This window comes from Sporosarcina sp. P29 (genome assembly GCF_002743265.1).
Classification (GTDB): Bacteria; Bacillota; Bacilli; order Bacillales_A; family Planococcaceae; genus Sporosarcina.
Window position 1 is genome coordinate 54,953 of the sequence record NZ_PDYX01000013.1, and the last position, 25,079, is coordinate 80,031.

22 protein-coding genes are annotated in these 25,079 nt (G+C 39.7%); 14 read left to right on the forward strand and 8 right to left on the reverse strand.

Annotation, left to right across the window (positions count from 1 at the left end; translation table 11 throughout):
• Positions 1-41: 41 nt before the first annotated feature.
• The 3 genes from CSV68_RS11715 to CSV68_RS11725 form a co-directional block, all read right to left on the reverse strand.
• The gene (locus CSV68_RS11715) at positions 42-1,616 is read right to left on the reverse strand and encodes an amidohydrolase (RefSeq protein ID WP_099662236.1); all 1,575 of its coding nucleotides are present in this window, start codon (positions 1,614-1,616) and stop codon (positions 42-44) included.
• Positions 1,617-1,759: 143 nt separating this feature from the next.
• The gene (gene glnA, locus CSV68_RS11720) at positions 1,760-3,094 is read right to left on the reverse strand and encodes a type I glutamate--ammonia ligase (RefSeq protein WP_099634767.1); all 1,335 of its coding nucleotides are present in this window, start codon (positions 3,092-3,094) and stop codon (positions 1,760-1,762) included.
• Between the two features lie 186 nt (positions 3,095-3,280).
• Entirely contained in the window at positions 3,281-3,631 is a 351-nt protein-coding gene (locus tag CSV68_RS11725) for a DUF3307 domain-containing protein (RefSeq protein ID WP_099662237.1), read from the reverse strand.
• Positions 3,632-3,754: 123 nt separating this feature from the next.
• Here CSV68_RS11725 and CSV68_RS11730 point away from each other — a divergent pair, with 123 nt between their 5' ends.
• Genes CSV68_RS11730 through CSV68_RS11740 form a run of 3 tightly spaced genes read left to right on the forward strand, consistent with a single transcriptional unit; the run spans position 3,755 to position 7,088 of the window.
• Positions 3,755-4,912 carry an HD domain-containing phosphohydrolase gene (locus CSV68_RS11730; RefSeq protein ID WP_233192910.1) on the forward strand — a complete coding sequence of 386 codons (1,158 nt, stop codon included), beginning with the start codon at positions 3,755-3,757 and terminating at the stop codon, positions 4,910-4,912.
• Positions 4,909-6,720, forward strand: coding sequence for an adenylate/guanylate cyclase domain-containing protein (locus CSV68_RS11735; RefSeq protein ID WP_099662238.1), 1,812 nt, complete (start codon positions 4,909-4,911; stop codon positions 6,718-6,720). The genes CSV68_RS11730 and CSV68_RS11735 overlap by 4 nt, the downstream gene beginning before the upstream one ends.
• Before the next feature lie 38 nt (positions 6,721-6,758).
• Entirely contained in the window at positions 6,759-7,088 is a 330-nt protein-coding gene (locus tag CSV68_RS11740; protein WP_099634764.1) for a YunC family protein, read from the forward strand.
• A 113-nt stretch (positions 7,089-7,201) separates the two neighbouring features.
• Here the strand turns inward: CSV68_RS11740 and CSV68_RS11745 are convergent, their stop codons facing one another.
• The 3 genes from CSV68_RS11745 to CSV68_RS11755 all read right to left on the reverse strand — a co-directional run bounded on the left by CSV68_RS11745 (position 7,202) and on the right by CSV68_RS11755 (position 8,025).
• Positions 7,202-7,438 carry a hypothetical protein gene (locus CSV68_RS11745; protein WP_099634763.1) on the reverse strand — a complete coding sequence of 79 codons (237 nt, stop codon included), beginning with the start codon at positions 7,436-7,438 and terminating at the stop codon, positions 7,202-7,204.
• A gap of 29 nt (positions 7,439-7,467) precedes the next feature.
• The gene (locus tag CSV68_RS11750; RefSeq protein ID WP_099662239.1) at positions 7,468-7,656 is read right to left on the reverse strand and encodes a hypothetical protein; all 189 of its coding nucleotides are present in this window, start codon (positions 7,654-7,656) and stop codon (positions 7,468-7,470) included.
• A gap of 153 nt (positions 7,657-7,809) precedes the next feature.
• Complete coding sequence (locus CSV68_RS11755) at positions 7,810-8,025, reverse strand: hypothetical protein (protein ID WP_099634761.1); 216 nt, start codon at positions 8,023-8,025, stop codon at positions 7,810-7,812.
• A 274-nt stretch (positions 8,026-8,299) separates the two neighbouring features.
• On the opposite strand from CSV68_RS11755, the gene CSV68_RS11760 reads away from it, so the two are divergent.
• Both CSV68_RS11760 and CSV68_RS11765 read left to right on the forward strand, forming a co-directional pair.
• Positions 8,300-12,151 (forward strand): AAA domain-containing protein, encoded by a 3,852-nt coding sequence (locus CSV68_RS11760; protein ID WP_099662240.1) that lies wholly within the window; start codon positions 8,300-8,302, stop codon positions 12,149-12,151.
• Positions 12,152-12,886, forward strand: coding sequence for a hypothetical protein (locus CSV68_RS11765; protein ID WP_099662241.1), 735 nt, complete (start codon positions 12,152-12,154; stop codon positions 12,884-12,886).
• Positions 12,887-12,930: 44 nt separating this feature from the next.
• Here the strand turns inward: CSV68_RS11765 and CSV68_RS17345 are convergent, their stop codons facing one another.
• Positions 12,931-13,089, reverse strand: coding sequence for a YfhD family protein (locus CSV68_RS17345; RefSeq protein WP_199168529.1), 159 nt, complete (start codon positions 13,087-13,089; stop codon positions 12,931-12,933).
• A gap of 232 nt (positions 13,090-13,321) precedes the next feature.
• Here CSV68_RS17345 and CSV68_RS11770 point away from each other — a divergent pair, with 232 nt between their 5' ends.
• The 3 genes from CSV68_RS11770 to CSV68_RS11780 all read left to right on the forward strand — a co-directional run bounded on the left by CSV68_RS11770 (position 13,322) and on the right by CSV68_RS11780 (position 16,157).
• Positions 13,322-13,606, forward strand: a complete 285-nt coding sequence (locus CSV68_RS11770; RefSeq protein ID WP_099634758.1) for a con-10 family general stress protein — start codon at positions 13,322-13,324, stop codon at positions 13,604-13,606.
• 176 nt (positions 13,607-13,782) lie between these two features.
• Positions 13,783-15,129: a sodium-dependent transporter gene (locus CSV68_RS11775; protein WP_099634793.1), complete on the forward strand. Its 1,347-nt coding sequence runs from the start codon at positions 13,783-13,785 to the stop codon at positions 15,127-15,129.
• A 224-nt stretch (positions 15,130-15,353) separates the two neighbouring features.
• Positions 15,354-16,157 (forward strand): alpha/beta hydrolase, encoded by an 804-nt coding sequence (locus tag CSV68_RS11780; protein WP_158233520.1) that lies wholly within the window; start codon positions 15,354-15,356, stop codon positions 16,155-16,157.
• Positions 16,158-16,303: 146 nt separating this feature from the next.
• On the opposite strand, the gene CSV68_RS11785 is transcribed toward CSV68_RS11780, so the two are convergent.
• The gene (locus CSV68_RS11785; RefSeq protein WP_099634756.1) at positions 16,304-16,930 is read right to left on the reverse strand and encodes a superoxide dismutase; all 627 of its coding nucleotides are present in this window, start codon (positions 16,928-16,930) and stop codon (positions 16,304-16,306) included.
• Between the two features lie 254 nt (positions 16,931-17,184).
• Here CSV68_RS11785 and CSV68_RS11790 point away from each other — a divergent pair, with 254 nt between their 5' ends.
• From CSV68_RS11790 to nikC, 6 genes are all read left to right on the forward strand, one after another.
• Positions 17,185-19,122, forward strand: coding sequence for an alkaline phosphatase family protein (locus CSV68_RS11790; protein WP_099662243.1), 1,938 nt, complete (start codon positions 17,185-17,187; stop codon positions 19,120-19,122).
• Between the two features lie 210 nt (positions 19,123-19,332).
• Positions 19,333-20,358 (forward strand): ABC transporter ATP-binding protein, encoded by a 1,026-nt coding sequence (locus CSV68_RS11795; RefSeq protein WP_099662244.1) that lies wholly within the window; start codon positions 19,333-19,335, stop codon positions 20,356-20,358.
• Positions 20,333-21,352 (forward strand): ABC transporter ATP-binding protein, encoded by a 1,020-nt coding sequence (locus CSV68_RS11800; protein WP_099634791.1) that lies wholly within the window; start codon positions 20,333-20,335, stop codon positions 21,350-21,352. The genes CSV68_RS11795 and CSV68_RS11800 overlap by 26 nt, the downstream gene beginning before the upstream one ends.
• Positions 21,349-22,977, forward strand: a complete 1,629-nt coding sequence (locus CSV68_RS11805; protein WP_099662245.1) for an ABC transporter substrate-binding protein — start codon at positions 21,349-21,351, stop codon at positions 22,975-22,977. Before CSV68_RS11800 ends, CSV68_RS11805 begins: the two co-directional genes overlap by 4 nt.
• Before the next feature lie 67 nt (positions 22,978-23,044).
• Positions 23,045-24,076 carry an ABC transporter permease gene (locus CSV68_RS11810; RefSeq protein ID WP_369802936.1) on the forward strand — a complete coding sequence of 344 codons (1,032 nt, stop codon included), beginning with the start codon at positions 23,045-23,047 and terminating at the stop codon, positions 24,074-24,076.
• Positions 24,077-24,093: 17 nt separating this feature from the next.
• A complete protein-coding gene (gene nikC / locus CSV68_RS11815) occupies positions 24,094-24,990 on the forward strand; it encodes a nickel transporter permease (protein ID WP_099634752.1) in 897 nt (298 codons plus the stop codon).
• Positions 24,991-25,079 lie beyond the last annotated feature (89 nt).

Sequence of the window (25,079 nt, forward strand, 5' to 3'; positions counted from 1 at the left end):
TTTCGGAAAGTTTTCCCCATTTGCTACTTACTAAACAGTTATCATGTATTCACTGTATACATCACTTCACCAGCGACTATAGTTTTCTCTACTTGTACTTCGGCTATTCGATCCACTTCTACGGTGAAAAGGTTTTCTTTCAAGACAGTGAAATCTGCATCAAATCCAACTGAAAGCTTTCCTCGTGAATTAGCTTTACCTATAGTAGCCGCTGCACCCGAAGTAAATAATTGTACTGCCTCATAGCGACTAAGTTTTTCATCTGGCAAATACCCTTCATGCTTTTCAATACTTAATCTTCTTGTGATCGCTGCGTGTATTCCAAGCAATGGATTCGGGTCTTCAATAGGTGCATCTGATCCGCCGCCACAAATAAATCCTTTAGTTAGAAGCTTCTTCCATGAATATGCCCAGTCAAGCCGATCCTTACCGAGTCGGTCTCCAACCCAAGGGAAATCAGAAGGAACGAAAGCGGGCTGTATATCTAAAACAATCGGAAGCTTTTGCATTCGCTCCACTAAATCTTCTCGTAATAAAATGACATGTATAAACCGATCTTTCTTACCGGCTGGAACGGGGTACTTTTCAATGACATCTAATGCTTTTTCAACTGCCAAATCTCCAATCATATGTATGGCAACAGCTTCTCCATAGTGTCTTGCCATTTTTACATGGTTCTCGAGCTCTTTATCAGTCAATACGGCGGTTCCTACATTATTGGGTTCATCGGAGTAAGGCTCACTTAATAGCGCGGTACTACCGCCTAAAGCACCATCAATAAAGAACTTCATCTCGCCGGGTTCTACCCACGGTGTATTATAGTGGGCCTGATCCTCTATCAAGTCAGGAAATACGCTAAAATGACGCAGTAAATGGGCACGGAATTTACGATCGCCGCCAAGCACGTTATTGAAGGCTTTCAATGGTGTCTGATAGTTACCGTAGTAACCTAAGTCATCCGTCACAACACCTGTCAAGCCAACAGACAGTAGGTGATCAACAGAGGTTTCCAATGCTTTCGTGACATAGGCCACTGTTGGATTTGGTAAAAGTTGAAGCACTCGTTGCATAGCGCCTTCTTTCAATAACCCCGTTGGTTCTCCATTATGATCGCGCTCAATGACACCATCATCAGGATCAGGTGTATCTTTTGTAATACTAGCGAGTTCGAGCGCCTTTGAATTCACGACCGCTGCATGCCAGCAAGTGCGTTTTAATAACATAGGTGAATCTGTTACAGCATCCAACTCATAGCGTGTGAAGATTTTCTTGTCAGGAAAACTATTTTCATCCCAACCTTCTCCAATAAACCACTCATCCTTTGGCAACTCTTTATACGCATTCAGAAGTAACTCCATCATGTCCTCTGAAGAAGTAGTGTTTGATAAATCAAGGCGTAATAACTTTTCACCTTGTCCTATTATGTGCATATGGTTATCGATAAATCCTGGATAAACAAAAGCACCTTGCAAGTCCATGTGTTCATCGGCTCGATCTTTTAATTCATCATATGACCCGGTTGCTACTATTTTTCCGTCTTTTGTCAGTAAAGCATCTATTGTATGTCCTTCATTTTGCATTGTGTAGAAGAGTGCATTAAACCAAATCGTAATCATAGCGAAACCCCCTTATCTTCTTATAGTAAATGCAGTAAGACCATTCGACAATAGAATGGATTCTATATAATTTTCTCTATTAAAAAAACGGCTGTACTTACAGCCGTTTACTTTATCGTATATCCTACTATTGTGAAGACCTATTAATACATCTTCATATATCGTTCAAGCTCCCATGGATGCACCGTAATTCGGTAGCTTTCCCATTCTTGATGTTTTGCTTCACTGAAGTTCGCATAAATATGTGAACCCAGTGCGTCTTGTATAATCAAGTCTTCCGATAGGGCGATGAGTGCATGGTCAAGGTCAGTCGGTAATAACCCAATGTTGTTTTCTGCAAGCTCATCTGCCTTCATCTCATAAATATTGCGATCAACAGGAGCTGGTGGAGTCAGCTTGCGCTTGATACCGTCAAGACCAGCTTTTAATATAACGGCCATTGCCAAATAAGGATTAGCCGAAGAATCGACAGAACGCACTTCAACACGTGTACTCATTCCACGTGATGCGGGTATGCGGATCAATGGACTACGGTTCTGTGAAGACCAAGCGACGTAGCAAGGCGCTTCGTAGCCAGGCACCAAACGTTTATAAGAATTGACGGTTGGATTTGTGATGGCGGTGAAGCCCCGTACATGTTCCAATACGCCGGCCATGAAATGATAAGCAGTTTCACTCAATTGACGTTCGCCGTTTTCATCAAAAAAGACATTCTCACCATCTTTAAATAGAGAAACATTGCAATGCATGCCCGAGCCACTCACACCGTATAAGGGCTTAGGCATGAATGTGGCATGTAATCCGTGTTTACGTGCTATCGTCTTAACGACTAGTTTAAAGGTTTGAATATGATCGCAAGCAGTTAATACATCAGCATATTTAAAATCAATTTCATGTTGTCCAGGCGCCGCTTCATGATGGGAAGCTTCCACTTCAAATCCTAATTCTTCAAGTTCCAACACAATATCTCTACGACAATTTTCGCCTAGATCGATGGGTGCCAAATCAAAATAGTCACCATGGTCATTCAGCTCCATTGTCGGTTGCTTATTTGCATCTAGTTTAAATAGAAAGAATTCCGGTTCAGGTCCTAAGTTGAAATCAGTAAATCCAAGCCCTTTCATTTCTTCAATGATCCGCTTTAAATTACCACGGGGATCTCCAGAAAATGGTTCACCATTCGCTAAGTAGACATCGCAGATTAAGCGTGCCACTCTTCCAGTACCTGAAGGCCAAGGAAATACCATCCATGTATCCAAATCAGGTACTAAATACATATCCGATTCTTCAATCCGTACAAAACCTTCAATAGAAGATCCGTCAAACATCATTTTATTGTCAAGCGCTTTTTCGAGCTGGCTGATCGGAATTTCTACATTCTTAATCATGCCAAAAATATCAGTAAACTGAAGACGGATGAAATTGACATTATTTTCTTTCACGAATTGATAAATATCTTCTCTTGTAACGTTTCCCATCAGACCACACTCCTTATGATTGTTTGGTACGAATCTACTTCGCAACATTTTTCTATAATAAAGCTGAAGAAAGTGAATTACAAGAGTTTTCTTCTATTTTTTGAAAGTAATATATGACTTAAGTTCTTGTTTCGGACAAAAAATAGAGGTTTGAGAAGTGAGTATTAAAAAAGAGATACCATTTTACTAGTAGAGAAGATGCACAATTAAACCTAAAATTAATAAATGGAAAATTTGATCGGTTATAATCAGCAACCAATTACCTTCAGGGTTTTTAACGCCCATTATGGTTCGGACCCACCAGAAGACGAAAAAACGTTTGTCTAAAAAGGCATGACTGATATAAATGATAGCAAGTGCTAGCCAGGAAACTTCAAATCCACTAATAACAATAGCCGCAAAAATTGAGAGGGTATAAACTAAACAATGTGTCAATAAAGGAATCCATTTGTTAGCCTTATTCATAGCCATCCAATAATTTTGAAGCAAATAATCCCCGACTAAATGACCGAGTAGTAAGTAAGTAAAAAGATTCATTTGATTCCCCCTAAATGTGAAAGGTGTAACAAAGTAACTATATTTTATACTCTTATCATGCTAATATTAACATACAAAGGAAATAGATAGAAAACCTATTTTTTTCTAAAGGGGGCATTGGATGTGCCGACTTCATCAAATTTATTTATGAACAACAAAACATCGGGCACAAATTCTGATCGCTTATTGGCGGTCATTTTTGAATATATGGCAAAAATATCAGTTGAAACGAATATAAAAAAGATGGTTATGAATCTTGCGGATTTAGGAAAACAACTTGTTGCGGCGGATCGCTGTTCTGTCTGGTTGCATGAAGCGAACGAGAAGATACTGTGGACAGTAGGTGGTCACGGAGTTAAAAAGATTAGTATACCGGATGATAGTGGAATTGTCGGTCATTGTGTGAAGACTGGGGAGGCACTATTAATTGAGGATGCCTACTCAGATCAGCGATTTAATCGTAAGGTCGATATAGAAACGGGTTATCATACTACTTCTATCATCTGTATTCCATTCCATAATGCAGAAGGAGAAATTATTGGTGCCTTTCAAGCCATTAATAAACAGACGGAATCACAAGTTTTTTCAATTGAGGATTTAGAAGTGTTAAAGATTGCCTCTAACTTTACAGGGAAATCACTTGAAGCATTCATTTTACGTAATGAACTAGTGGAAACACAGAAAGAAATCATAGTTCGAATGGGTGAAATTGGAGAAAGTCGTTCTCAGGAAACAGGCTTTCATGTAAAGCGGGTAGCGAAATATTCATATTTGTTGGCGTGTCTTTCAGGAATATCGGAAGCCGAGGCGCTAAAATTGAAATATGCTTCGCCAATGCATGATATTGGGAAAGTCGCAATTCCAGATAGCATCTTATTGAAACCGGGAAAATTGACTGAAAATGAATTTGAAATAATGAAACAGCATACAACAATCGGTCATAATGTTTTCAAGAAGTCAAAACGTGAATTACTACAAATCGCTGCGATCATTGCCAATGAACATCACGAACGATGGGATGGCCAAGGCTATCCAGAAGGTAAACGAGCGGAGGACATTCATATATACGGCCGAATTACTGCAGTTGCAGACGTATTTGACGCATTGGGAAGCGACCGAGTGTACAAAAAGGCTTGGCCGCTAGAAAAAATTACAGCTTATATGAAAGAAGAACGCAATAAACAATTTGATGGACGACTCGTGGATATATTCTTAGAGAATTTAGATCAATTTATCTTAATCCGCGATGAGTTTGTAGATGGAAGTGAAGAGCTGGTATGAAGAAGCTAGTTACCTTTCGTGAAGAACAAATTGTGAATTTATCACTAAACGCAGCGTGGGAATTATTAGCTAATACGAATGAATTAAATAAATACGTTGGCATTTTTCCTGTCAATTTTGCGCAGTTTACAGAAGAAGATGAAAGAATTATTCGATGGGCGGATGCCAAGATATTTAAAATGATGTCATTGAAATGGAAAGAACATGTAAGTGAATGGGTGAGATATTCTCATTACACACTGGAGCGTCATTATATCGAAGGACCTTTCCATTCCGTTTTCTGGACTATTCGTATGGTTTATATATCTGAGAATGAAACAAAGATATATTTAGAAGGTGACTTCATTTGCAAAAACTTACTGGGAAGAATTGCGCTACGAGCTACTATCTATCCCCAACTTCGAAGAATGATCACGTATGCTATGGAATATGCAAAAACGCAAGGTACAAAAAAACCTCTTGGAGAGACAAAAGTAGAGCTAGAAAGTACAAGCCTGGCCCATGCGATTTCTCTGTTAAAAGGTGCATATCCTAACACTGACATGATCGATGCCTTAGAACATACAATTTGTGAAGGGTCCAATGAAGAAGTATCTGAAATGCAACCTTACCGCTGGGCAAGAATTCACCAGTTCGACCGATTTGCTTCCGTTGAATTATTTTTATTTGCCAATGCAGTAGGTTTGCTTGATTATGATTGGAACTTGATGTGTCCAAATTGTCGTGTGCCTAAGGGAAAGGCTGCCGCATTAAAACAACTGACTGACAAAGTACATTGCGAATTGTGTGGAGTAGACTTTGATTTGGATTTTGACCGTTATGTAGAGATGAAATTTCACGTAAATGCCGGCATTCGTAAAGTTAGTCGAGATATCTATTGTATAAATGGTCCTGTCGAGACTCCCCATGTACTGGCGCAATTCAAGGTCGCCCCTCAGGAAAATAAAATAATTGATTGGCCAAAATTTAATGAAGTTCTTAGATGTCGTGTCCTGAAGTATAATGATGCAATCGATATGACGAATGAAGTAGTCGAAAAAGCTGAAATTATATACTCTGCTAAAGGCTTTTTACAAACGGAAATACCTGACGCAAAGCGTTTTACTATTGTTAATAAAACTACCAAAGAGATCATTGTAGTGTTCGAGAAAAAGGACTGGGATGATGAGGCATTAACTGCGCGGGAAGTTACTTCTCTTCAGTTGTTCCGTGATTTACTTGGGACAGAAGTGTTGGCGCCAGGGCTTCAAATTGGTGTTGGACATATGTCCATCTTATTCACGGACTTAAAAAATTCCACGAGGCTGTATGAAGAGATTGGGGACGCAAAAGCTTACTCCGATGTTCAAAAGCATTTTGAATATTTGACGCGTTGTATAAGAAATCACAAAGGAACTATTGTCAAAACGATAGGAGACTCGGTGATGGGGGCCTTTACAAGTGAGCATGATGCATTTGACGCAGCACTCGCTATACAGCGAGGAATAAGTCAGTTAAATCAAAAGCTGTCTCAGCCTGTGAAAATTAAAGTCGGTTTCCATACAGGCTCTGTAATCGCAGTAAATGCCAATGACTTATTGGATTATTTCGGGGGGACGGTTAACAAAGCAGCTCGCATCCAGCATCAGAGTACGGGTGGAGATGTAATCATTCATCGAGATGTATATGACCGGCTGATAAGTGAACGGCCGGAAATAGGCCATTTAGTAGGTGAATCTTTCACAGCACAGTTAAGTGGATTTGATAAAGAAGTACAGCTTCAACGATTTATTATAGAGGAAAAAACATCTCATGCATGCGGTGCGTAAGATGTTTTTTGTTTTGCACATTTTAAATTTATTATCATATGTTGATAAAGAAAGGGGTGGGTGTCTTGATCGAACACCAAAGAATTTCTATAGATGGACAGTCATTTCAAGCAGTTACGGTAAAATTACCGAAAACGACATTACTTACAGTATCGAATGACAAAGGGTATATTATGTGTGGTGCACTCGATGTAGGATTATTAAATAGTGTGCTAGCGGACCGCAAAATTGTTGCGGGTCGTGCTGTTGGCGTAAAAACGATTGAGCAATTGCTTGCAGCACCGCTGGAATCAGTCACACTTGAGGCTGAACAATACGGTATCACAGCAGGTATGATTGGGTCGGAAGCGCTTTTGAAAATGGTGTAAAAACCATTGCATGAAATAAAGACAGCATCATGATTCTAGAGTTTCTAATGAAATCTAAAGACCACAGCCTGCTCTTAATTCAAGAGTGGGCTGTGGTCTTTAGTTTAATGTGATTATTTTCTATCGAATTTTTCTTCGCTTGATGAACGATCTTTTGTCTCACGATGATTTCTTTCTTCTTCCTCTTCCATACGAACATCTTCTAATGGAATAGCGTCTACGGTCTGCATATCCTCATGCATATCGTAAATGCTTTCTTTATCAGTCTTTAAATTTTCAGGGTTATCCATGTAACCGCCCTTTGCCTGGTTGCGATCTTTTTCTGTAAATACTTTTTTATCTTCACTCATGCAGATCTGCTCCTTTATAATCGAATGTTTTAATTTAAAAATCTACCTAATAATCCTTTATTCGGTTCTGATTGCTGTTGATGGTCCTTACGATCTCCGCGCATAGGAGTGTCATTGAACTCGTCAAATTGTCGAGACAATTTGTCCCGTGCATCTTTGTTGCGCATTAAAAATGCCGCGCCTAAACCAATTGCAGTCAAAGCCATTCTTTTTTTCATAACGTACTCCTCCTCGTAATTGTTTCTTATACATTGTTTTCCCAGTTTTCAATCATGCTAAACAAATCACTTTGGAGAGGGAAAAAATAAAAAACAGTCAGCGATTGAAAACTCTCAATCACTGACTGCTCTTTTCTTACTATGCGGAAAATTTTATGTTGCGATTACTCCATACTGACGATATTGTACCCTCGTCGTATGCGTCTTGCATCCTACACTGCTTAACTTCTTTGAAGCAGGTATTTCACTTGCACTTACACAAAAAACTTCTTTCGCATTACCTGGTAAACCTGTCTTTCTGTTGGAATCTAAAAAGCAGATTCCCAAACCGAGTGTACCACTTGCCAGTAAAGAAAAATTTTCCGCCAAGGCTGTGCATCTCTTCCGGATCTAGCAGCTTACTTCTCTGACTAGCTCCTTCAGTTTGCCTTGTAGTAATAGTATACCCATGCAAATCATTCCTAAACATCTTTTTTAAAATTAATTTTAAAAGTTTTTCTAAGATTTTTCTTACTCGCGGTATATGCACTTATGATCTATAATAGAGGACTGAGGTGAGAGCTTTGAACAAGGGAATAACAGGGAGAAGCATGATGTGTGATCTTGCTGAAGTAAAGCCCTATATTGAAAAGAATGTACGAATATGAATATGCTGAAAAATAAAGACATGATACTTTGCAGTCTTGATATAACAAAAAACGCACGAAAAGGTTTAGAACAGTGGTTTTTAAGTGAAGAGGCTTTCGTTTCTTCAGAGCCTGCTTTTGATATACATATTGAAAAGAAACCGGAGAATCGTATGGGGAACCAATCCTATGAGCTATTTTTTGATCCACTCACAAATAAAAAGTTTGCTAAAGAAGTTCAGCAACGTGTGGCGGTTATGGAATGCGTACTGAAACCGGACGGTCTGCTAGCTACGGGCTTTCATGTTAGAGGCACAAAAGAGCCCGTCCAGACAAATCGGCGGCTGCATACATCAATAAAGTTTAAGTTACATCGCGCAGGAGTAGCACTGCCAATCGAATTCTATACGAAGTTACGTCAATTACCAATTGCAGAAGAGCGTTCAGAATATGTAAAAAAGCGAATTGAAAGTTGGGAAGGCTATTTACAAATTGCGGAGAAAAATGCGGATGTAGCGGATATCTCCTGTACATTTAGCCAAGCCAGTTTCACCAGTGATTTTACAAAAGTACGTCTACAATGTAATGATTTACAAACGAAAAACTGGAAGCAACTCCGTGGATTTAGTGTGAAAATGAATGAACTTTCTACTGAAATCGGTCAAATTGTCGATGCTCAAAAAGGTCAAAAGATTATCGTCGTAGAACTTAATCAACGGTTTCAAAAGAAAGCGCGATCCGAACAATGGTTACCAACACGTAACAAAAGTCTTGTGTTGACGAACTTTGCTGAATTAAGTCAGATTCGTCGCTTACGTAAAGGATTCAAAGACTTACAAGACGGTCTAGCTGCAAATGCGAATTTGGAAAAGGTTTTATTTGAAGAACGACCTGTTGTGCAAATTACTAATAAACAGCCGCAACTGGAGTTCCATAATAATTTGAATGAATTCCAACGAGAAGCAGTATCGGGAGCGATGAAAGCACATGATTTGTATGTTATCCAAGGTCCGCCTGGGACAGGAAAAACAACAGTGATTTCCGAAATTTGCCATCAAAACGTCAAAGCTGGCTTGCGGACACTTGTCGCATCGCAATCAAACCTAGCGGTGGATAACGCACTCGGTCGATTACTGACAGATCCTGCCACGCGTATTTTACGCTATGGACGATCAGAAAGTATTGAAGAAGAGGGCAAGCGCTTCATGGAGGAAAATGTAGCGTTGCACTGGAGAAATGAAACCATAGAAACCGTACGAGCGACACGTGCTGTTTATCGAACAAAAGATACCGAATTACAAAAACGTGCAGATCAATTAACCGAGCAAGTTAAACAGAACGCAGAATTGAAAATTGCGTTAACTGTGCAGTTGCAAATGCAAAATGTAGTACAAGAAAAATTGAAAAAACTAAAGTCTGAATACTTTTCTAGGAAATCACTTCTCGACCAATCTGTACGAAGGCTTTCTCAAAAGCAACAAGGAATTGAGCAAGCTGAAATAGACCTAGCACAGCGCGAAAAAGAAATTGCAGAGCTACGTAAACAGTTGAATTCAGGACTACATAAAGAGGAATTATTAGCCCAAGTAGAAAAATGGTTAAAAGAGCAACACCTACTAAGACAGACACAATTCTATAGTAACTGGCTTGCAGAGTTACAGAGTAATACCGAAGCACAACAAAAGATTATAGAAGAACACAGAACCCTTCCTGACAGAGAACAAATGCTACAAGTTACACATCGTGATGTGATGTCTCAGACAAAAATGAAAGATATCCACATGACGCTTGCTGAAAACCAGATTGAATTACCCATTCATATCACGTTGCGGAATAACGACTTACAACGAATCATCAAGTCGATTGAAAGTGGAGAGTATTCCTATGAATTTCAAGAATGGAAAGAGCTTCATGAGCGTTTTCAGACGGCTATCAATAAAACACAGTCTCTCTTGCAGACGCACCGTTACCCGGTAGAAACTATTACGAAGCGCTCAACGGAAAAATTTACAACCATTCAGGAAATGCATGAAATGATTGATCGTTTGGGGAAGTTTTTAATTAATCCTACAACAAAAAAAGTGCTACAAAACAAAGAGATTTCATCCGCCAAAACGGAAGTTCTACAAAAGATTGCACAAGGTATGTCATTGTTTTACGGTAAAGAAGAGATCGTTCGTGCAAAAGGAATAGCTCTTCAGCAACAGAAAGTCCACTCTGTAAAGGAAGTATTTGCAGAAGTGAAACATGAAATCCTAAGGTATCTACAACAGGAACTTCAAGAAATTCAAGCCAATAAGCAACGAAAAGAAGAGCAGAAGCAACATCTACAAACTAAGCAGGAAGAATTGGAGAAGCAGATTAAAGAATGGCTAGAAACCAATGAGCCACCTGAAAAACAGTGGGAGGAAAGTCAACTTGTTCAGGAAATTAATCAGTTAGAAACGAAGATCACTGAGTGCCGACAACAAATAAAAAACGTCACGCAATTAACAGCATCCATAACTACCTCGGAACTAAAATGTTCTCAAGTTAAACAACAGCTTGAACAAGAAAAAGTAGAAGTTCTAGCAGTAGAGCAAAAAACGCTGCAATTACAAGAAGAACAGCATCAACGACAGCAAGAAATAGAAGAGCTTGCAGTTCAATTGAAACCAGATATAAAAGAGCAATTGGAGAAATTAGAAATAGTGCTTGCTCAAGTTGAACCCCAACTAGCAGAAATAGTAAGAGAACAGCAGCAACTTCCGATTCTACAACAACTGCAGGCGCAATGGGAAGAGTTACTACGTGATGCCAACGATTATGATCTTGATGAGATCCGAAAGCTTTATATCAATCATGCAAATGTGATTGGCACGACATGTGTCGCATCAGCTTCCAAAAAGTTCATGGAGGAATATCCTGTCTTCGATGTGGTAATTATCGATGAAGTATCAAAAGCAACACCGCCAGAATTACTATTGCCCATGCTAAAAGGCAAAAAAGTTATTCTAGTGGGCGACCATCATCAGTTACCGCCACTCGTAGGACAAGAAACGATGGACGAACTAGTAGATCAACAAAAAGATCCTGAAGTGCAACGTGAAATGAAAAAACTGCTCAATGAATCATTATTTGAACGTTTATTCCGTACGTTGCCCAAGCAAAACAAAACGATGCTCAGTATTCAGTATCGTATGCATGAAAACATTATGGAAACGATCGCACCATTTTATAAAGACGGGGACTATCAGTTACAATGCGGAATTCCTAATTCAGACGAATTACGAGATCATCTGCTCGAAAGCAGAAAAATCGCTAGAAAAGATCATTTACTATGGCTAGATACACCTAATACACCATCATTTTTCGAAAATCAAGTCAAAGGTGGGACAAGTCGTTTCAATGAAGCGGAACTAACCATCATTCAAGATACTTTGCTAGATATTGAACAAGCGACGGAAAAAGCTAAAAAAGATGGCAGAATGAAGTCAGACGAAAAGAAAAGTGTCGGCGTAATCAGTTTTTACGGCGAACAGGTAAAGCGAATCGATCGATTGATTCAGCAGGAAATAAGACCACAGCAATTGCATTGTCGAACAGGTTCGGTAGATAAGTTCCAAGGGATGGAAATGGATATTATCATTTTGAGCTTCGTTAGGAATCATGGTGAGAAAAATGGCGACATTGGATTTGCCAAAGACTATCGACGACTGAACGTAGCGTTATCACGTGCAAGAGAGCTGCTTATTATTGTGGGGAGTTCTGAAATGTTCACGATTAAGACAAAGAATGCCTCTACGAGAGATATGTATAAACAATTACGAGAAGTAGTAGAACATCAAGGTGGATTGCGCAAAGTAGAGCAAATCCAAGGGGGTGAGTAGATGGATTCTCTTCGGAAAAGGTTGCAACAAGAACTCCAACAACAGCCGGATATCCAAATACAAAAATCAGATAGCTGGGGATTACCGATCGAGCTCATTAATATACCCTACACAACTATTAAGCGCACGACAATGGATATATTAATGAAAATGATTTTACTTACTGTTCAAAAATTAGATGTATCTGAATCAAAAATAATTGCAGAATTTCTAGCTGTAGAACCACTGTTTATAGAGGATTTATTTACTAAGATGGAAGCGGCACAAATGATCGAGTTACGTAAAGAAAGTTTTGAATTGACTAGCATTGGAGTCAGGCAATTACAATCAGGTGTTTACGAACATCCACCTGAAAAGGCAGAAAAAAAGTTTTATTACAGTGCCTGCCACGAATCGATTTTATGTCAACAACCTGAGAAAATCTTCACAGCAAAAGTTAAAGAATTTAGATTGGCTAGGAAATTCACCAAAAACGCGCAACGATTGGATGATAAACAATTGCGGGCAACACTGCTTGCTACTGGAGCAGAAGCTGCAGAAGGGTCACTACAGAAGGTTGTAGATCAAATAGAGAGTCCTCGAACGCTTGACCATCAACTTATTCCTTGTGTGGAGTTTTATGTTTACAATCGTACGGAAAACAACTATTTCACTAGAGTGTGGAATACATTAACGGAAGAATGGGACGAGCGTCTAGAGAAACTCATAGATGAACAAGCTCCTCTTCGAAAATGATGAAAAAAGACCAAGGGATTATATTTTCCCCTGGTCTTTTTTACTTATGACTTACGCTTTTTTTGTGCGGGTGCTTTACGTAACTCAGCGAATTCTTTCGCGATCTCTTCATGCATATCGCGTGCGGCAATCGTTTGATTCTTTGGCGTTTGTGGTAATGAGCCAGCTGAATTACTTCCTTTTTTATGTTCATCTCTTCCCATTGGTCATTCTCCCTTCTGTAAGTACCTTCCTAAGTAAGTTGGTTCAAAAAAGAGAATTTATACATGAATATGACGAGAGCTTATAGTTACTATGGTTGAATGGGGAACTATTCCATTCCATAAGCCTTTCTGTCGAAATATGGTTATTTAACCCGCCCCGTGTTTAGCATGTAGTGGATTGGGAATATATTCATTAAGCTTTGTAAATCGAATACGAGGAGGAAGTATATATATGGCTAACCAACATACTACAGATCAAGAAAAGAAAATGTCTCTGGAAGAAGCGGGGCGTAAAGGCGGACAAGCAACCTCTAAAAAACATGATAAAGAGTTCTATGAACAAATTGGTCGTAAAGGCGGGGAAGCCACAGCACAAAAGCATAGTACTGAATTTTATAAAGAAATTGGACGTAAAGGTGGAAAAGCTACTTCCGAGAAGTATGATAAACAATTTTATGAGAATATCGGACGTAAAGGCGGAGAAGCTAGAGCACAACAGAATAAGAATATGAACTAGAAAACGAACCGAAACATGTTTTTCAAGAAGAAAAAGACGTACCCGAATGGAGTATTTTGATTCGGTACGTCTTTTTTGTCGTGCGTAACCATAAAGAATACAAATGAGCTATTGTTTCTAATGGTGCAGTACAGTATAACTGTAATAAGCAGAAGTAAAAGGAAATGGGTGAGAAAATGGAACAACGTAAAGAACAATGGTCTTCGAAGCTTGGATTTATTATGTCTTCAGCGGGCGCGGCAATTGGCCTTGGAGCAATCTGGAAATTCCCGTATGTTACAGGAATGAGTGGTGGTGGCGCGTTCTTCTTATTATTCGTGGTGTTTACTATTTTGATTGGATTACCGATGTTGGTTTCCGAATTCATTATTGGACGTGGTTCGGGTAGAGAAGCAATCAGTGCTTACAAAAAGTTAGCGCCAGCTAGTGCATGGCCATGGATTGGTAAGCTCGGTGTAGCGGGGTGTTTTCTCTTACTATCATTCTATAGTGTCGTCGGTGGTTGGGTATTCATATATAGTGGCTTGTCTATTGGTGGCAAGATCATTAGTGAAGGAGCTTCCTACTCGGAACAGTTTGGTTCGATTGTCGGTTCACCAATAACAACGTTAATTGGACTGCTTTTGTTTACAATTATTAATATATTAGTCGTATCTTCTGGTGTGCAAAATGGTATTGAAAAAGCGAATAAATATATGATGCCTTTATTATTTGTATTTTTTATTATTTTAGTCGTTCGTTCATTGACGTTACCTGGTGCAATGGAAGGTGTATCGTTCTTCCTGAAACCTGATTTCTCTAGTATTACAAGGGAGTCCGTATTATATGCGCTTGGACAGTCCTTCTTTTCATTAGCCGTTGGATTTTCTTGTATGGTGACATACAGTTCATATCTGAAGAAAGACGTTAGCCTAACTTCATCTGCAAGTTCTGTAGTGGGAATGAATTTATTTGTTTCATTACTAGCAGGTTTAGCTATTTTCCCGGCAGTCTTCGCATTCGGACAAGAACCGGCTGCAGGACCGGAATTACTCTTCATGGTGTTACCAGCAGTCTTTTCGCAACTTCCGCTAGGGCAAGTATTCTTGGCGTTATTCTTAATTTTATTTTTGTTTGCGACTTTGACATCTTCGTTTAGTTTATATGAGATCATTGTGGCTGCGATGACAGCGAGTGGCAAGCGTACGCGTAAGTCTGTAACTTGGTTAATTGGCGCGGTAGTATTCATTGCCGCAATTCCTTCTGCCTTGTCTTCTAGTACATTATCAGGGTTGCTGATATTCGATAAGAGTGTTTTTGACGCGACAGATTATCTCGTCAGTAATATTTTGCTTCCAGCAGGAAGTTTGCTGATTGCGTTGTTTATTGTTCGTAAGATGGACCAAGTGTTAGTGCGTGATGAGTTTACACAGTATAATACACAATCCAAAAGTTTCTATCCGCTTTGGCACTTTTTAATGAAGTGGATAGTGCCATTGACTATTATTGTGGTGTTCTTAAATACGCTTGGTATTGTAAATTAAAGTAGTTTTGCAGAGTGGCAGAGCATTGTTGATCCGTGTTTACTTAAAGGAAACCACTTACTAATCATTCGTTTTAATATACTAACCAGACTCCCTAATAGGGGAGTCTTTTTCTATGTAAGAATTAGAATTATCAAAGGATGGATTTGACTAAAAACTATTTCAACTGTATAATACCTATTAAACATGTTGGAATAATATATTTTGACAGGAGTGTGGAAGAAATGCAAAAAATGATCACGATTCGTTCTGGGGGACATAATTTATCCGGTGCACTGCATCTGCCTGAATATAGAAAAGAAGCCATACCATTACTTGTATTTGTTCATGGGTTTGTAGGCAGTAAAGTAGGGGAACACCGTCTGTTTGTTAAAGCTGCACGATATTTTACGGAGCGTGGATATGGGGTATTCCGCTTTGATTTTAGCGGTTGTGGTGAAAGTGATGGAGATTATGCTGGTGTAACAGTAACGAACCAATTGAAGGAAGTGCAGGATGTGGTCGATTATCTAAGCTCAATAAGAGGGATAGATCAACACCGCATTACGCTAGTTGGGCACAGTCTTGGTGGAGCTGTTGCATCGCTCACAGCGGCAAGCGATACTAGAATTAAACAATTAATTCTCTGGTCGCCAGTAGGTAAACCTTACGAAGATATTACTGGGATTCTTGGACCGAAAGCGGTTCATGAAATTGCCAGACATGGCAGTCATGACTACAATGGGTTTATGATCAGTCAAACGTTCCTGAAAGATTTGAAAAAACACCAGCCTCTTAAAGCGGTTCGCTCATTTACAGGGCCAGTGCATATTATTCATGCAAAGGAAGACGAGCAAATTCCGAAAGAACATGCGGTGCGCTATGCTAATTCACTCAATAAACGTGTAGATACAAGACATGTGTTTGAACAGTATATCGACAAAGCAGATCATACATTCTCCGGTTATTCATTCGAAGATGAACTGTTCGACAAAAGTTTAGCTTGGCTCGAAGGTAATCCAGTAGAAAATTTAGTGTCGCAAACATAAAATCGTAAAAATCTCCCGCACAGTATACACGTGGCGGGAGTTTTTTAATGAAAATAAAAAGGCGGGCTGCCTGATCCGTTTCCGCGGATTGGCAGCCCTAATTTTGGAATGTAGGGTAAAACTGGAGATAAGGAAAAGAGAAAAAATTAAGTTGCTGCTGTTTTAGCAGCTTGGATGAAACGCTCATTCACAATGTCCCAGTCCACAGTGTGCCACCAATTTTGTACAAATTCGGGGCGGCGGTTCTGGTATGACAAATAATAAGCGTGTTCCCATACATCAATGACTAGTAATGGGGTTTTTCCATCTTTCAATGGTGTATCCTGGTTTGGCGTGCTCATGACTTCTAACTCGCCGTCAGTAAGCACCAACCAGCCGTAACCACTACCAAAGCGACTGATTGCCGCTTTTGACAAGACATCCTGGAAATTATCGAAGGAATTAAAATACTTTTCGATTTCCCGTTTAATATCTGCTGATGGTTCACCTTTACTTTTTGGCGTCATGGATTCCCAGAATAAGCTATGACAGTAATGTCCACCGCCGTTGTTCTGAACGGCAGTGCGTATCTCCTCAGGCACCTGACTGAGATCAGTCAGTATGGTTTCAAGAGATTGGGACTGTAACACTTCATGATTTTCCAGAGCCGCATTCAAGTTATTGACGTACGTCTGATGATGTTTGCCATGGTGGATTTCCAATGTCCGTGCATCGATATACGGTTCAAGACCGTCTACTGCATAAGGCAAATCAGGAAGAACAAATGGCTTCAAATTTTCACCTCCAAAGAAACGATGAGAAACTATAAAAGTTTCCCTAGGGAAATAATGTTTCCTTAAGGCAACATTAATAAAGAAATGAAAGAAACGCAAGGCTTTTATGGGAAATAAACCAAAAATAAATCTAAAGAACTACTAATGGTTTACTTGTAAATCGTAATCAATGAAGAAATTTTTATGATTTTCTAGTTAGCAAGTTTACCTATTTTTCAGGAAGGGAATAGTTCTATAAAGCGAGGGGTGCCAATATGTTTAAGTCTATAAATGTTTTCATTATGATTCTATGTAGTATGACCGTCATGACTAACCATTCTGTTAGTAAAGCCGCTGAGACAACAGGCACAATAAGTGTCGTGTCGTTTGACGGCTTAGGATATGAGGATGCACAACGTTACATAAGCAAAGGAGTCATGTCAAATTTAGAAAATTTTCAGCAACAAGGAGCTTATGCTACAGATTTTGTTACCGTTACACCGTCTTTGACTGCCCCTTCACATGCAGCAATGTCTACTGGTGCTAGACCTTCAAAGACAGGAATTGTCAGTAATCAGTATCATTCATTAGGAGAAAAAGTGAAAGATGACCAAAGTGGATTTTCACAGACGCTAGGCGTTACACCTATATGGAAAGAAGCAAGAAATCAAGGGAAAGTCACAGCTACCGTCTCCTTCCCTGACTCGAACCCTGATAACGCATCTGCTGCTACTTACGCTGTTTATTCGGGTGGGACTTTGGCGAATTCAAAACTTCATAACTTGAAGTTTTCAGAAGTAGATGATGAACGCGTGGAACAAATAAATGCGGGATCAATAAAAGTAGAAGAAGCAGTTATTTCATTGGATATAAAAAAATCACCTGCCAAACAATTATATATTTTGCGAACAGATGATAAAGAATCGAAATATTATATATCAATGGATAGAAAAAATATGGGAGAAGAAGTATCACCTAATGATTGGATTGCTGTCGCACTGAACTTACATGATTTTGATAGTGCAGGATTTTATGTGAAACTAAAAGGAGATCCCGAGAACAAAGAAGAACTTCAGTTATTTCAAGGGACTGTGATGGGCGGGTTATATAGAGGACCTGGTCAATTTACAGATAAAATTCAATCAGAATTCGGATTTTATCCAGCAGCTGATGAAATAGAGGCGTTTAAAAATGGAGATATTACTAGGGAAGAATATGAACAGGTGGGTGAACGATTCTCAAATTGGGTGACGGATGTCAGTTTTTATATTAAAGAGAACTATCAGCCCGACCTGCTGTTCTATTATTATTCTGTAGTGGATAGTGAACTGCATGAGTTCCTATTGAGAGAACCTGCTCAACCTGGATATCAATTAGCGAATGTGTTGGAAAAAGAAGAATATGTGAACTGGGCATTTAGCCAAGCAGATCGGGCAATTGGTCGAATAAAAAATAATTTGAACCCCGACGATCATGTATTAATTATTTCCGATCATGGATTGGAGCCAATTCATACAAGACTTTCACCAAATAGAGAATTAGAAAAGGCAGGGCTACTTGTTAAAGATCAAGAGGGAAATATTGATGAGTCTAAAACGAAAGCTTATGCAGAAGCGAGTGGAACAATTGCTCATGTTTATGTGAATATGAAAGGCAGAGAGAAAAAAGGAATTGTAAAAGAAGAAGAATATGAACAAGTAAAGAAGGAAATTGTGTCAACATTTACTAATAAGACAGTATTTACTGCTCTTTCCCAAGATCCAAAAAAAGTAGCTCATCCTATTTTACGTTGGCTTACTAATAAAAATGAAAAGCTCGATAACATCTATACGTATCCGAGTTTATCTGTCTTATCTAGCGTCGAGGAGTCCCAAGTATATCCATATGAGTCCGTTTGGACAGAGGATCAGGAAGGATATGCTGCATTCGATAGTAATAATAGCGGAGACGTATTTTTATCTGCTGCTCCCGGATTTTTAATGGGCAAAGACGCGAAAAATGCTGTTGAACCAACGCAGGAATTGGGGAGTCATGGTGGAAACCCTGAGCGATCAACATTACGGCCGGTTTTATATGCATTCGGCCCTATGATTCCACCTGGCGAAATGAGCAATAGAATTACGATGACAGATATTGCACCCAGTGTATATGAGTTATTAGGTTTACAAGTTCCAGATTTTGTGGAAGGAAAGGCAATTTGGGAGTTGAAATAATTATACAGCTAGAGGAATAAATATAACATTCCGCTATTTTGAATTCATTTAAGAAGTGCGTAGGTAGAACATTACCTATTGCACTTCTTTTGTTTTTAACAAAATACTCTTAATATATTACTTTATCAAAAAAGCATCTTGCGTTTAATCAGAATAAAAGTATAATAATGATTAATGAGTTATTTCAGAAAAATAGAAAAAGGTGAGCAAATGAACGAGAGAAAGAAATTACTTGAAGTGAACGATTTGCAAACGACCTTTTTCACGGATTCAGGAGAAATTCCAGCAGTAGATCATGTAGACTTTTATGTAAGAGAAGGAGAAGTCTTGGGGATTGTAGGAGAGTCAGGCTGCGGAAAGAGTGTTACTTCTTTATCTATCATGCAGTTAGTGCCAAGTCCGCCAGGGAAAATTACTGGAGGAGAAATCCTTTTTGAAGGTCAAGATCTCCTAAAGAAAACGGAAAAGGAAATGAGAGAGATTCGTGGGAATGACGTCGCGATGATTTTTCAAGAGCCCATGACGTCGTTAAATCCGCTTTTCACAATAGGCAATCAGATGTCTGAAGCTATTTCTCTTCACCAGAAAAAGTGGTCGAAAAAGCAAATTAAGGAACGGGCAATAGAAATGTTGAAACTAGTCGGATTACCTCGCTCTGAAGAAATTATGAAAGAATATCCACACCAGTTATCCGGTGGTATGCGGCAGCGTGTCATGATTGCTATGGCGCTTGTATGTGATCCCAAAGTACTCATTGCGGATGAACCGACAACTGCACTTGATGTAACGATTCAAGCTCAAATCCTCAAATTGATGCGAGATTTAAATGAACGCATGAATACAGCTATATTACTCATTACACATGACTTAGGAGTAGTGGCTGAAACTTGTGAACGCGTTGTCGTTATGTATGCAGGACAAGTCATTGAGGAAGCACCAACTGAAGAAATATTTGAAAATCCTTGTCACCCTTATACACGGGGATTGATCCAGTCAGTACCGGATATGCGTGATAAAAAAGATCGTCTATATTCGATTCCAGGTAATGTGCCAAAACCAGGATCCATTGATAAAGGCTGTAGATTCGCAGCAAGATGTGAAAGCGCTTTCTTTAGATGCTGGATAGAAACACCAGAATTGTACCGGAACTCCGAAAATCATCAAACGAGATGCTTCTTATATGACGAACAAGAAGGAGTGACGAATGCAAATGAACAAACCACTGTTAAGAGTTGAAGGGCTGAAAAAATACTTTCCGATTCGCAAAGGGCTGATTGGTAAAACAGTGGGTCATGTCAAAGCAATCGATAATGTGTCATTTCATGTAAATGAAGGAGAGACACTTGGAATCGTAGGAGAAAGTGGTTGCGGAAAATCGACAACGGGACGAACAATTATGCAATTGCTAGAACCTACAGAGGGTGTTGTGGAATTCCAAGGAAAAGATTTAACTAAGCTCTCTGCTAATGAAATTCGAGCGGTTCGTCGAGATATCCAAATGGTCTTCCAAGATCCTTATGCATCATTAAATCCTCGTCATACAATCGGCAAAATTTTAGAAGAACCATTGATTGTTCATGGTGGTGGCAGTGCAAAGGATCGCCGCAAAAAAGTAGTAGAGTTTTTAAGGATTGTCGGTTTGAGTGAATACCACGCAAAACGTTATCCTCATCAATTCAGTGGGGGCCAGCGTCAACGTATTGGTATAGCTCGTGCTTTGATGACGAATCCCAAGTTAATTATTGCAGATGAGCCGGTGTCTGCGCTTGACGTATCCATTCAAGCGCAAGTATTGAACTTAATGCAGGATTTACAAAAGGAATTTAACTTGACCTATATTTTCATTGCACATGACCTGGGAGTTGTACGCCATATCAGTGATCGTGTGGCAGTCATGTACTTGGGGAAAATTGTGGAGATTACAGAGAGTGAAGAGCTTTATGCAAACCCCCTCCATCCTTACACACAGGCGTTATTGTCTGCGGTACCTGTACCAGATCCGAATTATAAAAAGGAACAAATCATTATTGAAGGGGATATGCCAAGTCCAGCGAATCCACCAAGCGGTTGTGCATTCCACACTCGCTGTCCTTTCAAAATGGATGTGTGTACGAAAATAACTCCTGTATTAGCAGAGGAGAAAACTGGTCATTCTGTTGCTTGCCATCTTTATACTGCGGAAGGCAACGATGATATAGAAAGAAAAAAACAATTGGAGGGATCTGTATGAGAAAAGGGAAACTGTGGTCGTTCGCGTTGATCATGCTTCTTGTCTTATCGACTGCTTTGGCAGCTTGTTCAGGCGGCGATGATAAAGAAGGCAGTGGCGACAAGGACAAAGACGCTGCGGATAAAGGCGGCAGTGAGAACAAAACGTTAGTATTTGGACGAGGTGGAGATTCAACATCTCTTGACCCATCCCGTGTAACAGAAGGGGAAACATTTAAAGTAACAGTGAATTTATTCGAAACATTATTAAACTTTGGGGAGCAGGATACTACGGTTCAACCGGGACTTGCTAAAGAATATGACACAAGTGAAGATGGATTGACGTATACATTCCAATTGGAAGAAGGCGTAAAATTCCATGATGGCACTGATTTTAATGCTGAAGCAGTAGTAAAGAACTTTGAGCGTTGGGCTAATGGAGATTCAGATACATTCCCATACTATAACTCTATGTTCGGTGGGTTTAAAGACGATGAAGATCACGTAATTGAATCTGTTAAAGCAGATGGAGAATCCACAGTGATTATTACATTGAAACGTCCACAAGCGCCATTCTTGAAAAATCTGGCGATGAGTATGTTCGCTATTTCAAGTCCTGAAGCCTTTGAAAAGGGCGATGATGAGTATGAGCGTAATCCAGTAGGAACAGGTCCATTCAAGTTTGTAGAGTGGAAGCCAAATGAAACAATTACAATTGAAAAGAACGAAGAATACTGGCAAGAGGGGTTACCAAAATTGGATCGCATTATTTTCCAAGCGATTCCGGATAACTCTGCTCGTCTGAACGCATTACTATCTGGTGAAATTGATTTAGCAGATGGAATCAATCCAGCCGATGGAGGAAAGATTGAAGACAATGATACATTGCAGTTGTTCGAGCGTCCTTCCATGAACGTAGGGTACCTTGGATTAACAGTAACGCGTGAGCCATTTGATAAAAAAGAAGTTCGTCAGGCAATGAACTATGCTATCGATAAACAATCAATCGTTGATTCATTCTTTGAAGGACGCGCAGAAGTAGCGAAAAATGCTATGCCATCATCTATTTCAGGTTATAACGATGATGTAGAAGATTATGCATATGATCCTGAAAAAGCGAAAGAACTATTGAAAGAAGCAGGTCTTGAAGATGGATTCGAAATGGAGCTATGGGCTATGCCGGTTTCACGTCCATACATGCCAGACGGCACAAAAGTAGCAGAAGCAATTCAGAGCAACTTGGCTGATGTAGGTATTAAAGCAAAAATCGTTTCGTATGAGTGGGCGACTTACCTAGACAAGGCAAGCAAAGGGGAAGCAGATGCTTTCATGCTTGGTTGGACTGGGGATAATGGAGACGCAGACAACTTCCTATATGTATTGTTAGATGAAGACAATATCGGAAGTAATAACTACACGTACTTTAAGAACGACGAAACACATAAGTTATTCCTTGAAGCACAAACAGAAGTAGACGAAGACAAGCGTATAGAGTTGTATAAACAAGCTCAGGAAATTCTTCACGAAGAAGCTCCTTGGGTACCACTTGCACACTCCATTCCATTGTTAGGCGGAGCGAAAGAACTAACTGGTTTCGTTCCACATCCTACAGGTTCTGATTTGTTGTCAAATGTAGAATTCAAATAAGTAATAGGTAAATTACATGATGGAAGAAGAGGGAGAAGCTAGTATTCTCCCTTTCTTTGATTAATAAATGATAAGAGCCGGAGGGGTGAAAGAGTTGTTCAACTATACGATTAAGAGGCTATTACAGCTAATTCCTGTCCTGCTTGGTATGACATTTCTAGTTTTTATGTTGATTCGTGCAATTCCTGGTAATCCAGCACAAGTAATTTTAGGGCAACAAGCAACAAAAGAAGCGGTGGAAGCCTTGACGATCAAGCTAGGTCTTGATCAACCATGGTATACACAATATTTCAGTTATCTTGGTGGTATTTTAAAAGGTGATTTAGGCGAATCCATGCGTACGCGACTACCTGTGGCGGATGAAGTTTGGCCGTATTTAGCAGCTACATTGGAATTGGCATTATTTGCGATGATTATCGCGGTCGTTGTAGGGATTAATGCAGGAATTATTTCTGCTTGGTTCCAGAACTCATGGTTTGATTATTCAGCGATGGTATTGGCACTGGTCGGTGTCTCCATGCCTATTTTCTGGTTGGGGTTAATGGGGCAGTGGGCATTTGCGATTGAGTTGCAATGGTTGCCGACAACTGGACGTGAAAATGTTCGTGATCCTGTATCCGCCATAACCAATTTATACATAATTGATACGCTCATCCAAGGCAGGTTTGATCAATTATGGGTAGTCATTAAACATTTGATCTTACCAGGGCTAGCGCTTGCAACGATTCCTATGGCAATTATTGCCCGGATGACGCGCTCGAGCATGCTAGAAGTGATGCGTTCTGACTATATTCGAACAGCACGGGCAAAGGGTCAGAAAATGTTTTGGGTAGTGTATAAGCACGCGTTAAAAAATGCAATCATTCCTGTTTTGACAGTGATCGGTTTGCAAATTGGTCTACTCCTTGGTGGAGCTATTCTGACGGAAACGATCTTCGCTTGGCCTGGAATTGGACGCTATATCTATGATGCGATCAACTTTAGAGATTATCCTGTTATTCAATCAGGCATTCTCATCGTGGCATTTATCTTTGTCATGATTAATCTGATCGTCGATTTACTATATGGACTGATCGATCCGAGGATTAAGTATGATTGAGGAAGGAGGAACAGTTCATGTCAGAATTTACGCCTAAGGTAGACGGAGTAGCAGAAGCAAAATTAGAAAAAACAACAGGACCTTGGCGGGAAGCTTGGGTAGGTTTTCGCAAAAGTAAAGTAGCGGTCGTAGGCGCAGTCATTGTGATATTCTTTATCCTACTTGCGCTCTTCGGTCCTCTTGTCACTAAAGAAGGCATCAACGAACAATTAATGACGGATCGACTGCAACCTCCTTCTTCGGAATACTGGTTTGGAACGGATGACTTCGGCCGTGATATTTTCTCACGCATTATCCACGGTGCGCGTATTTCGTTATCAGTTGGATTCTTCTCGGTAGTGGGTTCGATTGTTGTGGGGAGTTTCCTTGGTATTATTGCTGGTTATTACGGGCGCTGGATTGATACGATTATTTCTAGGATATTCGATATTATGCTCGCATTCCCTTCCATTTTATTGGCGATTGCGATTGTATCGGTATTGGGGCCAAGTTTACGTAACGCGTTAATTGCTATTGCAATCATTAACGTACCGAACTTCGGACGATTAATACGATCTAAAGTGTTGAGCATAAAAGAGGATGAATATATTACAGCGGCAAAAGCAATTGGGATGAAAGATTTCAGGATCCTGTTTTCGCATATTTTACCTAACTCAATGGCGCCTGTTATCGTACAAGGTACATTGGCGATTGCTACAGCTATCTTAGAAGCGGCAGCACTTGGATTCCTAGGATTAGGCGCTGAAGCTCCTTATCCAGAGTGGGGGAAGATGTTAGCTGACTCTAAAGATTATTTGCAGAATGCCCCATGGACAATGATTTTCCCTGGGCTTGCCATTATGTTGACGGTGTTGGGCTTTAACTTGATGGGTGACGGGTTACGTGATGCATTGGATCCGAAAATGAAAAGTTAAGCTATGCTTTTGACTGATATAATCCAGGTACTGATAGTGGATGGAGAGGCTGGGACATAAGTAGAAAATCTAGCTTACTAAACAAAAAG

What these genes read in the sequence shown, in the direction of transcription:
- nikC (WP_099634752.1), top strand. Translation starts at nt 24,094, where the DNA reads ATGTCAGAATTTACGCCTAAGGTAGACGGAGTAGCAGAAGCAAAATTA.
- CSV68_RS17345 (WP_199168529.1), bottom strand. Translation starts at nt 13,089, where the DNA reads ATGGGAAGAGATGAACATAAAAAAGGAAGTAATTCAGCTGGCTCATTA.
- CSV68_RS11725 (WP_099662237.1), bottom strand. Translation starts at nt 3,631, where the DNA reads ATGAATCTTTTTACTTACTTACTACTCGGTCATTTAGTCGGGGATTAT.
- CSV68_RS11805 (WP_099662245.1), top strand. Translation starts at nt 21,349, where the DNA reads ATGAGAAAAGGGAAACTGTGGTCGTTCGCGTTGATCATGCTTCTTGTC.
- glnA (WP_099634767.1), bottom strand. Translation starts at nt 3,094, where the DNA reads ATGGGAAACGTTACAAGAGAAGATATTTATCAATTCGTGAAAGAAAAT.
- CSV68_RS11765 (WP_099662241.1), top strand. Translation starts at nt 12,152, where the DNA reads ATGGATTCTCTTCGGAAAAGGTTGCAACAAGAACTCCAACAACAGCCG.
- CSV68_RS11740 (WP_099634764.1), top strand. Translation starts at nt 6,759, where the DNA reads ATGTTGATAAAGAAAGGGGTGGGTGTCTTGATCGAACACCAAAGAATT.
- CSV68_RS11775 (WP_099634793.1), top strand. Translation starts at nt 13,783, where the DNA reads ATGGAACAACGTAAAGAACAATGGTCTTCGAAGCTTGGATTTATTATG.
- CSV68_RS11780 (WP_158233520.1), top strand. Translation starts at nt 15,354, where the DNA reads ATGCAAAAAATGATCACGATTCGTTCTGGGGGACATAATTTATCCGGT.
- CSV68_RS11800 (WP_099634791.1), top strand. Translation starts at nt 20,333, where the DNA reads ATGAACAAACCACTGTTAAGAGTTGAAGGGCTGAAAAAATACTTTCCG.
- CSV68_RS11795 (WP_099662244.1), top strand. Translation starts at nt 19,333, where the DNA reads ATGAACGAGAGAAAGAAATTACTTGAAGTGAACGATTTGCAAACGACC.
- CSV68_RS11745 (WP_099634763.1), bottom strand. Translation starts at nt 7,438, where the DNA reads ATGAGTGAAGATAAAAAAGTATTTACAGAAAAAGATCGCAACCAGGCA.
- CSV68_RS11790 (WP_099662243.1), top strand. Translation starts at nt 17,185, where the DNA reads ATGTTTAAGTCTATAAATGTTTTCATTATGATTCTATGTAGTATGACC.
- CSV68_RS11760 (WP_099662240.1), top strand. Translation starts at nt 8,300, where the DNA reads ATGAATATGCTGAAAAATAAAGACATGATACTTTGCAGTCTTGATATA.
- CSV68_RS11750 (WP_099662239.1), bottom strand. Translation starts at nt 7,656, where the DNA reads ATGAAAAAAAGAATGGCTTTGACTGCAATTGGTTTAGGCGCGGCATTT.
- CSV68_RS11735 (WP_099662238.1), top strand. Translation starts at nt 4,909, where the DNA reads ATGAAGAAGCTAGTTACCTTTCGTGAAGAACAAATTGTGAATTTATCA.
- CSV68_RS11715 (WP_099662236.1), bottom strand. Translation starts at nt 1,616, where the DNA reads ATGATTACGATTTGGTTTAATGCACTCTTCTACACAATGCAAAATGAA.
- CSV68_RS11810 (WP_369802936.1), top strand. Translation starts at nt 23,045, where the DNA reads ATGATAAGAGCCGGAGGGGTGAAAGAGTTGTTCAACTATACGATTAAG.
- CSV68_RS11770 (WP_099634758.1), top strand. Translation starts at nt 13,322, where the DNA reads ATGGCTAACCAACATACTACAGATCAAGAAAAGAAAATGTCTCTGGAA.